The 13,062-nt window shown below is 39.0% G+C and carries 12 protein-coding genes and 1 riboswitch; of the genes, 5 read left to right on the forward strand and 7 right to left on the reverse strand.

The features are described 5' to 3' along the window. Positions 1 to 101: 101 nt before the first annotated feature. The gene (gene pnuC, locus PKC55_RS01205; RefSeq protein WP_291124898.1) at positions 102 to 695 is read right to left on the reverse strand and encodes a nicotinamide riboside transporter PnuC; all 594 of its coding nucleotides are present in this window, start codon (positions 693 to 695) and stop codon (positions 102 to 104) included. Between the two features lie 58 nt (positions 696 to 753). Next, entirely contained in the window at positions 754 to 2,973 is a 2,220-nt protein-coding gene (locus PKC55_RS01210) for a TonB-dependent receptor (RefSeq protein WP_324371500.1), read from the reverse strand. Between the two features lie 104 nt (positions 2,974 to 3,077). Further along, a riboswitch (TPP riboswitch) is annotated at positions 3,078 to 3,173 on the reverse strand. Positions 3,174 to 3,323: 150 nt separating this feature from the next. On the opposite strand from PKC55_RS01210, the gene PKC55_RS01215 reads away from it, so the two are divergent. Together PKC55_RS01215 and PKC55_RS01220 are read left to right on the forward strand one after the other, a co-directional pair. Beyond that, positions 3,324 to 3,872 carry a hypothetical protein gene (locus PKC55_RS01215; protein WP_135104900.1) on the forward strand — a complete coding sequence of 183 codons (549 nt, stop codon included), beginning with the start codon at positions 3,324 to 3,326 and terminating at the stop codon, positions 3,870 to 3,872. After that, positions 3,869 to 7,210: an AAA domain-containing protein gene (locus PKC55_RS01220; protein WP_324371503.1), complete on the forward strand. Its 3,342-nt coding sequence runs from the start codon at positions 3,869 to 3,871 to the stop codon at positions 7,208 to 7,210. The genes PKC55_RS01215 and PKC55_RS01220 overlap by 4 nt, the downstream gene beginning before the upstream one ends. A 315-nt stretch (positions 7,211 to 7,525) precedes the next feature. Here the strand turns inward: PKC55_RS01220 and recA are convergent, their stop codons facing one another. Genes recA through PKC55_RS01240 form a run of 4 tightly spaced genes read right to left on the reverse strand, consistent with a single transcriptional unit; the run spans position 7,526 to position 10,201 of the window. After that, entirely contained in the window at positions 7,526 to 8,548 is a 1,023-nt protein-coding gene (gene recA / locus PKC55_RS01225; protein ID WP_135104902.1) for a recombinase RecA, read from the reverse strand. A gap of 29 nt (positions 8,549 to 8,577) precedes the next feature. Further along, on the reverse strand, positions 8,578 to 9,042 hold the full coding sequence (gene bcp / locus PKC55_RS01230; RefSeq protein WP_283685951.1) for a thioredoxin-dependent thiol peroxidase: 465 nt from the start codon (positions 9,040 to 9,042) through the stop codon (positions 8,578 to 8,580). 12 nt (positions 9,043 to 9,054) lie between these two features. Next, positions 9,055 to 9,582: a hypothetical protein gene (locus PKC55_RS01235; RefSeq protein WP_252636969.1), complete on the reverse strand. Its 528-nt coding sequence runs from the start codon at positions 9,580 to 9,582 to the stop codon at positions 9,055 to 9,057. 43 nt (positions 9,583 to 9,625) lie between these two features. Then, positions 9,626 to 10,201, reverse strand: a complete 576-nt coding sequence (locus PKC55_RS01240; protein WP_272040719.1) for an LOG family protein — start codon at positions 10,199 to 10,201, stop codon at positions 9,626 to 9,628. 306 nt (positions 10,202 to 10,507) lie between these two features. On the opposite strand from PKC55_RS01240, the gene PKC55_RS01245 reads away from it, so the two are divergent. Then, a complete protein-coding gene (locus PKC55_RS01245) occupies positions 10,508 to 10,987 on the forward strand; it encodes a surface-adhesin E family protein (protein ID WP_291130103.1) in 480 nt (159 codons plus the stop codon). Positions 10,988 to 11,030: 43 nt separating this feature from the next. Here the strand turns inward: PKC55_RS01245 and PKC55_RS01250 are convergent, their stop codons facing one another. Continuing rightward, on the reverse strand, positions 11,031 to 11,420 hold the full coding sequence (locus tag PKC55_RS01250) for a hypothetical protein (RefSeq protein WP_291130106.1): 390 nt from the start codon (positions 11,418 to 11,420) through the stop codon (positions 11,031 to 11,033). 241 nt (positions 11,421 to 11,661) lie between these two features. Between PKC55_RS01250 and PKC55_RS01255 the strand changes: the two genes are divergently transcribed. Together PKC55_RS01255 and PKC55_RS01260 are read left to right on the forward strand one after the other, a co-directional pair. After that, positions 11,662 to 11,973: a hypothetical protein gene (locus tag PKC55_RS01255; protein WP_296952204.1), complete on the forward strand. Its 312-nt coding sequence runs from the start codon at positions 11,662 to 11,664 to the stop codon at positions 11,971 to 11,973. A gap of 132 nt (positions 11,974 to 12,105) precedes the next feature. Beyond that, complete coding sequence (locus tag PKC55_RS01260) at positions 12,106 to 13,059, forward strand: NAD-dependent epimerase/dehydratase family protein (protein WP_291128290.1); 954 nt, start codon at positions 12,106 to 12,108, stop codon at positions 13,057 to 13,059. Positions 13,060 to 13,062 lie beyond the last annotated feature (3 nt).

Genomic DNA, 13,062 nt, shown 5'->3' on the forward strand with positions numbered 1-13,062 from the left:
AGAATTGTTTGCTCTAACTGTTATCACCATTGATGCAAAGATAATATTTTTTATATCTTTTGTGTTACATATCTCTGTTTTATGACAATAACAAGACTGTATCACGAAGCTAACGCTAATCTTTTCCACTTGTAATATCCCATTATAGAGACAACGAAAAAGATAAAAAATAAACAGCCCGACATAATATCATGTTGAGCAAAGAGTAGGATACTTGAAATTAAATTTGCAGGAATTACCAATAGCCATTGTTCTACCCACTTTCGGGAGATCATCCACAATGCTACAATGTTGAGGGAGGTAGTGAGAGAGTCTCCAATCGTGATATATACGTTGTTGTCACTAAACGAAATAAGGATGCCATAAATAAATATGGCTATAAGAGCTACTCCGATTATTATAGGCAGGGTGTAGCGTTTGGTGGCGTGAGAGATGATCTCATCTCCTGTTTCTGTATCCCTGTTGCGGAATATCCATATCAGCCAGCCATATATAGATGCCCCCAAAAAATAGATGTATATACCCATACTGGCATATAGCTGCGTACTATAGAATATATAGATATAAAAAGCTGCCATGACGATACTTGCAGCCCACATCCATACATTGGCTTTGTATTCTAAGTAAAGGAAAATAAGGCCGATAATGGCTCCGACTATGCTGACCCAATTATTTTCTATAAAATATTCTATCATTGTTGTATATAAAATTGTGGGATGTTTTACTGCATCCCACAAAGTAAATCAAAATATATCAAAACCGATATCTTATCTTGCCCATCACGTTAGCTCCCGCTTGAGGAAATAACCCTTTATAAACTTGTTCTGTTCCATCTGCAAACTTATATGTATCCACCCATGCATTTGCATTATACTTTACATTTGTCAGATTGTTGATAAAAAACTGAAAATCAAATTTCCCTACTTTTTTGGCATCTAAGGTGTACGAAACAGCAAAGTCAGTAACGAAATAATCTGACAAGCGGTTATCAGGGTTTGACGTATTGTCGTAATACATTCTTCCAACGTACTTGTTGATGAAAGAGAAGCTTATATCTTCTTTTTCGAATGGCTTGAACGTAACCGTAAAGCTGCCGACTGTATTTGGTGAAAATGAAATGTCGGTAGATTTGAATGTTTCTGATATCTGCCCCAAGCTATTCCAGTCTGTTTGATTGTCGTAGTAAGGATAGTAAACAGTGTGATTCTTTATCTTGTTACGGCTCAGGGTCAAGTTTCCGGCTAGCTGTAGCCAATAGTTAGGCGTATAAGACAATGCCAGTTCTATCCCTGTGCGATAGCTGTCGGGTACATTTTCTTGCAATTTATAACCAACGTCGTTCAATTTTCCGGTTTGCACCAACTGGTCTTTATAATTCATATAATAAAGATTGGTACTGAAAGCTATTGTCGCATTCGCATATTTGTAACCCAGCTCATAGTCGTACAATCTTTCGGAAGTGATGGGGATTCCTCCTTCTTTGAGAGATTCTTTAAGGTCGGCACGCAGAGGTTCTCTGTTGGATATACCTAACGATCCGTAAATCTCGTTATAATCCGCAAAGCGATAAGATATTCCCCCTTTTGGATTAATAAAACTGTAGTAGTTCTTGCTTGACAGATTTGTAAGATCATCATCGATCCCTTTCATCCGATAGTCTACATAGCGTTCTTGTACTTCTGCGAATATCGACAGATTGGTCATTGGTTTGTATTCTGTTTTCAGGAAAACATTCATGTCTTGTTTATCGGCATTATTTCTATACCATTCGTAACCAACAGGTATATTCTGGTTGAACTTTACCCAGAGTAATCGCCCATAATGAGTTCCATCATAATAGCTATACATACTCCCTAAGGTGAAGTCAAACTTGTCTTTTTCCCATTTCAGATTTACCCCTCCTACATACAAATGATTCATCATCAGTTTGCGACGTATAAGATCTGATTTTTTGTAAGTAGTACCATCTACAGTCTGATTTTGGAGTCCGAATTCTGAAAATTTACGCCCTGTTTTATAATTTTCGTAATACCCATAGCCATGATTATAACTCAAGTTTACATTCAATGTCAGTGCATTTGTCAGATAACGGGTATAGATCAGCTGTCCGATATTCGAATAGTAGTTATCCGTTTCGTTATCATAATAGCGTGTATTGCCATTGTCGTCTTTATATTCCCCTGCCGGATTGTATCGCCTGTTTATAGCCAGCATGCTCGGATCGATACCTTCCCATGTAATGCCGGTATGCTGTATTCCGTTCATATAAATCAGCCGTATCAGTTGCCTGTCGGAGTAGTGAGACAATGCGGCATAGATATTCTTATGGTCTACCTTTCCATTACGGATATACCCGTCACTCTTTACGTAAGAGTATCTTGCGTCTAACGACAATCCGCTTTTCATAATGCCTGTACCTGCTGCTCCCGACAATAATAGTGTATTATATTGTCCGTAGGCTGTAGATATGTCGGCATAGGGTTTGGGTTTTCCTCCCAGTGTTTGCATCGAAATACTTGCTCCGAAAGAAGCCGCACCGTTGGTAGATGTTCCCACTCCGCGTTGCACTTGCATACTTTGCAATGAGTTTGACAAATCCGGCAAATTGACCCAGTATACTTCCTGACTTTCAGGATTATTCAGCGGCATCCCATTCAGGGTGATATTAATACGGTTGGCATCAGTTCCACGAATGCGAAACGAAGTGTTGCCTACAGCCGTTCCACCTTCTGTATACGAGACTACAGATGGGAGGGTTTGCATTATAGCCGGAATGTTTTTTGCAGCGTTGTCTCCTTTTAGTTGTTTTTCGGTCAGACTAGAGTATGCTATCGGAGCATCCTGACCTACACGTGTTGCAGACACAACAACTTCATCTAGTTTTACAACTTTCAAACTATCTGCTTTTTGTTGTGCGAAAATCCCTATTCCATTTATCAATATTATGGAAAGAGAAAGAAAGACCTTTTTCATTTAAGATATAAATTTTGCCAGACATACGTAAATATGTCCTGATGTTAAACAAAAAAGGGGTTTGATAAGATAATTTCCCGAATGTTAAAGATATGCGTGTGCGCAATTGCATATTTCTCTATCCCTCCGCCGGCATTACCCGGATCAGGTGTATGGGTGTGATCTCAGCCCGTTATTTTAAGGCACCCCTAAGATTTCGTTGTCAAAGATAGATATTCTATTTTGATATATAACAAGCAGTCACTTATAAAAGTTTTCTATAACTATTATTCCCGATGTTACAAAACCTCATTTTCATAGTCATATATATAAGATAAAATTATTTAACTTTGTCACTAAATTATTTAATTATGAAATACTATATGAACAAGCTTTGCGTAATCTTATTGACTCTCCTCATTTTAGTCGGATTTTCGTCGTGTGAAACAGATGATTATATATCAAGGACAAATCTCAACTGTGAATTCCAATCATATACTAGTAAAACCGGATTTTTCTCAAGTAATGGAGGAGGCAGTTATACTTTCAATGATTTGCCCGGTCTTGGAAATGGTTCTATTATTGGGATGGAATATCAAGGAACCGAATTGGTTATCACCGGAGATTTGCGCTATGGAGATGTTATTCGTGATTTGTATATCGATGTAGAAGGGATGACTCCTTTTCTTTTTTCGCCAAAGATAGATGTATTGAAGGATTATGAGGTAATGGTATTCGATACAGCTAAAGATCCTGAATTTTATGATTTCATGAATAGCGTTATGCGCAGATTCTACAATCAAGGGGGGATAAATGTTATTGTTGATGGATATCTTACAAATAGGGCAGGTATCCCTATTAATGGTACGAAGATAGAGATATATCTTAAAAGTTATCTTGATGTAAGATTGCGGGAATGATAATATCTGTATCCGACTATCTCTCTGAGATACAGCAGATAGATAAAACCAATCTATCGCTAAGAAATAAATATATCTGCCTCAAACAGATACTGGAAAGAAGCTGCAAGGAAATCACTAAAGGTGAATCTTTGCAGTTTCCTTCTTTATTTTCTCGGCTGGTCTTCATATCTCAGAAGTATGATTTGCCTAAGCGTATAGAGTGGCGGTTACATACAATCCGTATCAGGAGTTCTTTTCTGCAAAGAGATGAGAATAATCTGGTTACACCTAAACAATACGACGATGCTAAACAAAGCATAGAGTTGTTTTATGCATTTTTGCAAGGTGATTATAGCCATGGAATACCCGAAGGTACCGAACAAGAGGATAAGAAAACCTTACCGCTGGATAGGCTGCGTGTGCAGGTGCTCGATATAGATAAAGAAAACCAGTTGCTGATTTGTCAACCCGAGACTTTACCTCAAGAAACATTAGCAGTAAGATATAATGTATCTGCAAATGAGGTATTCAATCCTACTATCGATCGCTTGTGGATTGGCGCCCAGCTAAATCTGCTAGATGTAAAAAAGGATGGAAACGGCTGTTATATTCCTTCCGTATTTGTACTTGAACCCGACTATCTGATCGATGCTTCTGCAATGGCAGAGTGTTTTCAATCGTATGGTAATTCTCACTTGCATTACTTCCGCAGAAAGTTTGAGCCGAATGCGAATTCTCACTATATACTGTTAGGAAATCTGGCAAACTTCTTTCTCGATGAGCTTATCTATGCTGAGAATCCCCGAACATTGAAGTTTGAAGATGTGTTTCTGAAGTCTTTTCGTCAGATGCCCTTCGAATATGCATCATGCCAAGACATAAAGGACAATTTGGATTTTCGCAACTTCATGTCGAGGGCAGAAAGCCAGTTTAATAATATCCGGCGAGTAATAATAAACGATATGCCCACAAATGGCTTTGATACTACCCTGTGTACATTAGAGCCTTCCTTCTTTTGCGAGAAATACGGTTTTCAAGGGCGGCTCGACCTGTTGCAACTCTCCGATGAGGAGGATGGCGCAGACCGTATCATAGAATTAAAGTCGGGCAAGCCACCTTATCCTCGTGAAGATGTAACAAAGATCGCTTCGAACCACGAAACGCAGACTGCCATCTATCGGCTCATGATACAAAGTGTATTCAACAAGGATGCACGTCATATCTATCCTACGATCTTATATTCGAGTGCTGACAATGCCGGAGAGAATATCCGCTTTGCTGCCAGATACCAACGCTTGGAGAAAGAGATTATCAATACTCGCAATCTGATTGTCGCTACCGAACACGATTTATATTCGGGTGATGTGCAAACGGTAGAACAAATTTTCAAAGAGCTCTTCAGTCTAGATAATTATGGCAGAGCACCTCAGTTCTTTATAGATAAGCTAAAAGAATTGGAGGACGTTCTTACTAAATCATCTCCATTAGAAAAAACATACGCCTATCGCTACATTAACTTTGTAGCAAGGGAGCTATACTTGCAAAAAACAGGAGATGAGAATTTTGATACAGCAATGAGTGTCTCTGCCCTGTGGAATACAACTTTTTCTGAGCGCAAAGAAGCCTTAGATCTGATCTCTGATCTCGATATAGACGATATAGACGACAGTGGTCGGGATATGGTGATCCGATTCAATCGATTAGCTCCTCAAGATTGTGTAAACTTTCGGGTAGGAGAAATCTGTATCTTATATCCGAAGCAAGATGAGGACGATACGGTACTCACCAACCAAATACTAAAAGGCACAGTTGTAGAAATATCATCTCATTCGGTCACCCTCCGTTTTAGATACAAGCAGCGAAACAGAGCTTTCTTTTCTCGTTACAGGCTTTGGGCGGTAGAGCACGATAAACTCGATCATGGGTATAATGCCATGTATAAAAGCCTGTTTGGTTTTCTCTCTGCTCCTGCTGATAAGAAGGAACTCTTGCTAGGACTTAAAGAGCCGAACTATGTCTCCCATGAGAACCGTCCCGATAAAGAACTGACTCAAGAGGAGAGGGGTGAAAGCGTTATAAAAAAGGCCTTTTCGGCTGATGATTACTTCCTTATAGTAGGGCCTCCCGGTACAGGCAAGACGTCCATCTTTGCACGGCAACTCATCGAGCGTCTTCATGCAAAAGAAGATAGTAACATCCTTGTTATGGCATACACCAATCGTGCTGTAGATGAGTTATGTGCTGCTATCTGTCAAGCATTTTCAGAAGATGAATCCGTGTGTGATCGATATATCCGTATAGGTTCGGAACTATCATGCGGAGAGCCATATCGACATCGACTGTTGCAGAATATCTCATATAAAGCTACAAACCGCAAAGACCTATTACAGGCAATCGCCTCAACTCGGATATTTGTAGGAACATTAGCATCTATAATGGGTAAGCCGGAACTATTTGACCTGAAACATTTTGATGTGGCAATTATCGATGAGGCTTCACAAATATTGGAATCTCAGATAATAGGACTGCTTCCTCTGTTTGATAAGTTTATTATGATTGGTGATCACAAGCAGTTATCTACTATTACATTGCAGGATGAATCCCGATCGAAGGTCGATAGTAGCATCTTAAATGATATTGAGCTTTACGATTGCCGTGAATCTCTTTTCGAACGGCTGTTCCGTATTTGCCAAAAACAAGGATGGACGCATGCCTATGATACACTTACATATCATGGACGTATGCATCAGGATATTGCACGTCTTGTAAATGCTCACTTCTATGACAATATATTAAAGATCGCAACCGAGAGGCAGCAAGCCGACTTGAATTATCCTTCTTTTGATCCGAATGATCCATATCAGACCATGATATCAAACAAGCGGGTTTGCTTTATCCCTGTCAGAGAGATAGATGATGCAAGTGTATCCGATAAAACGAACGATGCCGAAGCCGAAATTGCTGTCTCCTTGTCAATCGCTTTACTGGATATCTACAAGGCTAATAATCTTCTTTTCGACCCTCAAAGAACGCTTGGTATTATCACTCCATACCGAAATCAGATAGCCCTGATCAGGAAAAAGCTCGAAGAAACAGGTATTGCTGAGTTGTCTGATATTATGATTGATACCGTAGAGCGTTATCAAGGTAGCCAGCGTGATGTGATTATACTTTCCTTCTGTTTCAATAAACCTTACCAACTCAAAAACTTTTGTAGTATGAACCGAGAGGGAACAGTAGATCGTAAACTCAATGTTGCTCTTACCCGTGCACGTGAGCAGCTCTTTCTGATTGGTAACGATTATATACTGCACCAGCATCCGATATACAGGAAGATACTACAACATATTACATAAATTCTCTATAAAAAGGTGACAGATGTCACTTTTTTAATTTCAGGTGTAAGTAATTGGTGGATAGTTTTATATGTTGTATTTTGAATGCAAAAGGTGACAAAAGTGACACTATTTCATTGTTTTTCTATATGTAACCTTTTATTTATTTCTGCCTTTCGCTAAAGACCGGAATAATGGGGAACAGTATCCGAATATACCCTGCTATATAAGATAAATAGAAAGAGATATGATAATAAAAAAAAACTGTTTGAAGAGCAAAATATAGTTTTACTCTTCAAACAGCCTCTTCGCTATTCCTAGATTGCTTTGCTTATATTAGTGCTTTTCTTTCAATGCTTCGAAAATTAAGCCTGCTATCTCTTCTGCCAACTCAGGATTGTCTTTTATCACTTCTTTTGCCGACTCACGTCCTTGTGCCAGTTTGGTTTCATTGTAGCTGTACCACGAACCGCTTTTCTTGATGATACCAAGTTCTGCACCAAGATCTATGATTTCTCCCGAGCGAGAGATACCCTCACCGTACATGATATCGAATTCAGCTTTGCGGAAAGGAGGCGCAACTTTATTTTTTGCTACCTTCACACGAGTCTGGCTACCCCTTACCTCATCTCCGTCTTTCAATTGTCCGATACGGCGAATATCAAGGCGTACAGATGCATAGTATTTCAGGGCGTTACCTCCGGTAGTTGTTTCGGGTGAACCGAACATAACACCGATCTTGTCGCGCAACTGGTTGATAAATATACAGATGGTGTTTGTTTTGTTGATCGCAGCAGTTAATTTACGCAATGCTTGCGACATCAAACGAGCCTGTAATCCCATTTTTGAATCACCCATCTCGCCTTCTAGTTCTGCTTTAGGTGTCAGTGCGGCAACCGAGTCGATAACAATGATATCGATAGCCGAAGAACGAATCAATTGCTCTGCTATTTCGAGAGCTTGCTCACCGCTGTCTGGCTGCGATATATATAGGTTTTCGATGTCAACTCCAAGTTTTTCGGCATAAAAACGATCGAAGGCATGTTCAGCATCCACAAAGGCTGCTATACCTCCTGCTTTTTGTGCTTCGGCTATAGCATGTATAGCCAGGGTTGTTTTACCTGACGATTCGGGACCGTATATTTCGATCACCCTGCCGCGAGGATATCCGCCTACACCGAGTGCAGCGTTCAGGGCTATAGAACCTGTAGAAACAACAGCTATCTCATCGATTTTATCATCGCCCATTTTCATTATCGAGCCTTTTCCGTAGCTCTTCTCTATCTTGTCCATTGCAGCTTGCAGAGCTTTCAGCTTCTCTGTGTTTGGGGCTGCTTTTTTTTCTTTTTCTTCTGCCATTATTTCTCTTTGATAATTATATGAAACTTTTATTTATTTAGATCTAATATTTGTTGAGCGTGCTCTTTGGTTTTTATTTCCTTCGGAGTTATTATTTGCTCTATAATGCCCGATTCGTTTATCAGGAATGTTGTGCGAAATGTGCCCATGTATTTACGTCCGGCAAGTGTTTTCTCACCCCATACACCGAATTGCTCCACAAGCTTTTTGTTTGTATCGGCAATCAGCGGAAAAGGCAATTGTTGCTTTTCTATAAACTTCTGATGCGATTTTTCGTTGTCGACACTAACGCCCAGTATTTGGTAACCGGCTTTTCTGAGTTGCGAAAAGTTATCCCGCAAACTACAAGCCTCAGCTGTACAGCCCGGGGTATTGTCTTTCGGATAGAAATATAATACAAGCTTACTCCCTTGATAGTCGGATGCTTTTACTTCTTTTCCGTCCTGATCGATTCCTAAAATTTCAGGTATTTTATCTCCAACAGTAAGTGCCATATTTATATTGTTTTATTTTTGTATATAGAATGTCTTTTCGTATTCGCTTTTTTTATCTCTAACATTGTTTCTCAGGTCAATAGCTTCGTTCGATATATCTGTAAACTTAGCCGATGCTTTGTTGTACACTATAGCGTCGGTGTTCGCATCATCACCCAATGTTCCCAGATGTTCCAGCGCAATAACCTTATCTTTTACAGCACTGAGGTATGCCAGTACTGCCAGTTGGTAACTCTCTCCCCCTTTGTATATCGGAGTCTCTTTTACGGTCGTCAGGTATTTATCGATTTCCTCCAGAGTTTCTATTCTGTTTTTCGTGAGGTTAGCATTCGATTTTTTATCCCACACATCTTGCACCAATTTTTCATATCTGGAGTATGCTGCATCACTGTAATTGACGGCATCCAGTAATAAATAATTGTAATGCGTTTTCGAGTCTCCTTTATTTGTCTTTTCTACAATACGTTTTGTTACCGTCTGGGCATTTACAATTGTAACTGATCCCAGCATTGCCACTGCAATGAATAAATACTTTTTCATACTAAGGTGTGTTTTGTTTAGTTTGTATATTAAGATTGAAGGATTATTTCACTTCAAACCATTTGTCGTTGGCCGGAGGTATATAATCTTCCATTTTTTTCAGCAAACTGCCAATATTACCATCTATCAACAAAAGATCAAGATATTCATTTTTTAGAAAACCATTTTTGATCATTGTTTTCGACATCGTAATAAGCGGATCATAATATCCGTTGGTATTCAATACTGCTATCGGTTTTTTGTGTAATGCCAATTGAGCCCAAGTAAGCATTTCAAATAATTCGTCTAAGGTTCCGTATCCTCCCGCTAGAGCGATAACTCCATCGCTGATCTCGTTCATTAAGGCTTTGCGTTGGTGCATTGTTTCTACGATATGAATCTCTGTCAGGTTGGTATGTTCCAACTCCTTGCTTTTCAGAAATTCGGGTATAACACCTATTACTTCTCCACCCTCGCTTAGTGCGCCATTGGCTACATATCCCATAAGCCCTACGTGTGCACCTCCATATACAATGCCATAGCCTTTTTGTGCGATTGTTTTTCCGAGTAGGGTTGCTTGTTCTGCAAAGATTTTATCTGAACCTGAGGCCGAGCCGCAGAATATTGATATATATTTCATTATTAATTTATAAAATTAAAAATCCAAAGAAATGTATGGATACATACATTCGCTAAAGAGTTTCCAGCAAAGATGTTTTGTCAATGCAATGTTTTCGTTTCGCTTATCTTATCATAGCAAAGATAATAATATTATTAGATAAAAAATGATATGTAAACCTGATGTTGAAAACTATTTTATCAGAGAATTAGATCAAAGACTGGTATTACTTTCTGCTTATTTTGTAAGTTTACATTTTCTATTTATAAATACGCCCCTGTTATTTTATAAAGAATATTACTAATGTGCATTAAATTAAAAATGAGGATGAAATATATATTAATCGCAATTATAGCCGTATTGTCTTTTTCGGCTTGTCAGACCTCCCGTCAGGTGGGAGCAGGTATTTATGGTTGGCACAATGTAGCCGTAACCGAAGATATGGAAATCTATACAGACACCCTCAATCTGAAGCAAGACGGAGCAGTGTCTTACGCCTACGAAAAACGAATATACACTTCTACCGAAGCTCGTAAGGCCTATGTGGATAAAATAAGAGACAGGTATGTGGCGATGAAAAAGCCGGAAAAGGCGGAGAAATGGAACGATTTCAGTTATTGTATTTATTATAGTATGTACGATTGTTCAAACAGACGCTTTAGAGTCTTATCTGTAGAAGATTATGACTTGTCAGGTAAACTGATTCAGAAAACAGTCACATCCAAAGATAAACTGAGATGGCTAGAGGTGAATGCCAAAACTGTAGGTGATTACACTTTCTTCTTTGTTTGCGATTACGGAAAGTGATTTAGATGATTGATAATAGGATTTTACCGAATGTGGTTTAGCGTCAGTTCGATTCTTTCTCTCTGATACGAACCAGCCTCATTATAATCTTATTGGGGTCATCCTTATCTAAAATGGTTAGGACATCGTCTTTTAGCACAAACGTTTCTGTCCTTTGTTTCCCCATTCTATCCGTAACGGTAATGAGATTGTTGTTGATCCTATAAAAGCCTAAGCATTCTGTTTTGCTGACAAGACCATTCGTTTTTATTTCCAGATACATAGAATCTCGGTCTATCTTCAACTCCGGAGCTACGATGGTATCTCCGTTTACTATAATGACAGTGTCACAGTTGTGTTCCATTTCTACAGCCCAACGCCCCTCTAATGTAGGTTGAGTGCTGCATGCCATCAAGATAGTTAAGAATGAAAAACAAAAAAGTAAATGTTTCATCAATATACTGCTTTAGAGGGGTTGAAGGTAGGAAAAAATAATCAGAATCTATATAAAATGGTTTTGCATTATAAACTTTCTTAATTCAAATATCAGGCTTTATTCATTGTGTTTAACTATACTAAAAAAGGAATATACAAGTTATTTAAAGTAAACAAATGCATTTAATTGATTGTTATCATTATAAATATCTTATATTTGTTAATAATAGAATTATATAACACATAAATTACAGCACATTATGAAGGGATTTATTTTAGGTTTAGCTGTAGGTGCACTAGGTGTATATGCAGCATTGAAACTATCCGATGAGGAAACAAGAGAAGAATTACGCACAAGAGTAAACAGCGCTACGGATAAAGCGAAGTCTGAGCTAGACTATGGGTTGGCTGTAGGCAAAAGTAAGGCTTTGCGTGTAGGCGTAAAGGCAAGGCAAGAAGTAAGAAAAGGAAAACAAAAAATAAATGAAGTTACCGGCGAAGTGGCAGGAAAGTTGGCGAACGAATTGTCGGAAATAGAAGCAAAGGCTAAAGCAAATGCAGCAAAGGCTTAACTCCGTTTGTTTTATAATATAAAGAAAGAGATAATCGTATGGTTATCTCTTTTTTTTGTGTAAACAGCTTTATCTGTTTCTGTAACATGGGGAAATATTTCATATATTTATATTTCGAACAAAAATTGCACAATGAAGAAAATTGCTATCACCGGGGCTGCCGGAAACTTAGGAGGGCTCTTAGCTCAGGAACTTCAACACAAAGAAAATGTACACCTGAATTTGCTGATACACAAAAAAGATGTAGCCGAGAATCTGAAAGGTAAGAACAATGTATCTGTGTTTCGGGTTGATCTGGCAAGCCCCAAAACATTGGGAGACGTATTAGCCGGAGTTGATGTGGTTGTACATTTTGCAGGGGTTTTGTTTAAGGCTAATCCCGAAAAGTTTTTGCCAACTACAAACACTCTATACTTTAAAAACTTACTCGATGGAGCTATACAGCAGAAGGTGAAACGTGTAATATTGATTAGTTTTCCTCATGTTGAAGGAGAATGTACTCCCAATAATCCCGCAACAGGGCACTTGGATGGACAGCCCGAATCGATGCATGCCCGTACTCGCCTTGAAGAAGAAAAGCTCTTGTTCGGCTATGGTGACAAATACGGCATAGAGGCTGTCTCTCTGCGCGTAGGAATGGTCTATGGCAAAGGGATATTAATGATAGATGCTGCACAGTGGTTTGCTCGACATTGGCTTTTGGGCGTGTGGCGGAAACCTACATATATTCATCTTATTTCGAAAGTGGATTTTGCAAATGCCACTATTGCCGCAGCCCTGAAGCCTGATATCAAAGGGATATATCACATAGGTGACGAAGGAGTGCAAACCTTACAGCAATTCTTAGACGATATTACTGCTTATAGAGGAAATCGCAAGCCGTGGCGTATGCCTGTATGGATGATAATGGCTGCAGCAAAAGGGTCGGAACTGTTTTCATCTTTGTTTGGCACACAGAGCCCTCTCACCGTAGACTTTGTCAAAATAGGGATGGTTTCATACTATGGTGATACCCGTCGTATGAGAAACGAATTATTGCCCGAGCTGAAATTTAAGACTTATCGGGATGGGATAGAGCTGTTTTGATGA

Source organism: Dysgonomonas sp., assembly GCF_035323175.1.
GTDB lineage: Bacteria > Bacteroidota > Bacteroidia > Bacteroidales > Dysgonomonadaceae > Dysgonomonas.

What these genes read in the sequence shown, in the direction of transcription:
- PKC55_RS01245 (WP_291130103.1), top strand. Translation starts at nt 10,508, where the DNA reads ATGAAATATATATTAATCGCAATTATAGCCGTATTGTCTTTTTCGGCT.
- PKC55_RS01260 (WP_291128290.1), top strand. Translation starts at nt 12,106, where the DNA reads ATGAAGAAAATTGCTATCACCGGGGCTGCCGGAAACTTAGGAGGGCTC.
- PKC55_RS01240 (WP_272040719.1), bottom strand. Translation starts at nt 10,201, where the DNA reads ATGAAATATATATCAATATTCTGCGGCTCGGCCTCAGGTTCAGATAAA.
- recA (WP_135104902.1), bottom strand. Translation starts at nt 8,548, where the DNA reads ATGGCAGAAGAAAAAGAAAAAAAAGCAGCCCCAAACACAGAGAAGCTG.
- pnuC (WP_291124898.1), bottom strand. Translation starts at nt 695, where the DNA reads ATGATAGAATATTTTATAGAAAATAATTGGGTCAGCATAGTCGGAGCC.
- PKC55_RS01255 (WP_296952204.1), top strand. Translation starts at nt 11,662, where the DNA reads ATGAAGGGATTTATTTTAGGTTTAGCTGTAGGTGCACTAGGTGTATAT.
- PKC55_RS01215 (WP_135104900.1), top strand. Translation starts at nt 3,324, where the DNA reads ATGAAATACTATATGAACAAGCTTTGCGTAATCTTATTGACTCTCCTC.
- PKC55_RS01235 (WP_252636969.1), bottom strand. Translation starts at nt 9,582, where the DNA reads ATGAAAAAGTATTTATTCATTGCAGTGGCAATGCTGGGATCAGTTACA.
- PKC55_RS01220 (WP_324371503.1), top strand. Translation starts at nt 3,869, where the DNA reads ATGATAATATCTGTATCCGACTATCTCTCTGAGATACAGCAGATAGAT.
- PKC55_RS01250 (WP_291130106.1), bottom strand. Translation starts at nt 11,420, where the DNA reads ATGAAACATTTACTTTTTTGTTTTTCATTCTTAACTATCTTGATGGCA.
- PKC55_RS01210 (WP_324371500.1), bottom strand. Translation starts at nt 2,973, where the DNA reads ATGAAAAAGGTCTTTCTTTCTCTTTCCATAATATTGATAAATGGAATA.
- bcp (WP_283685951.1), bottom strand. Translation starts at nt 9,042, where the DNA reads ATGGCACTTACTGTTGGAGATAAAATACCTGAAATTTTAGGAATCGAT.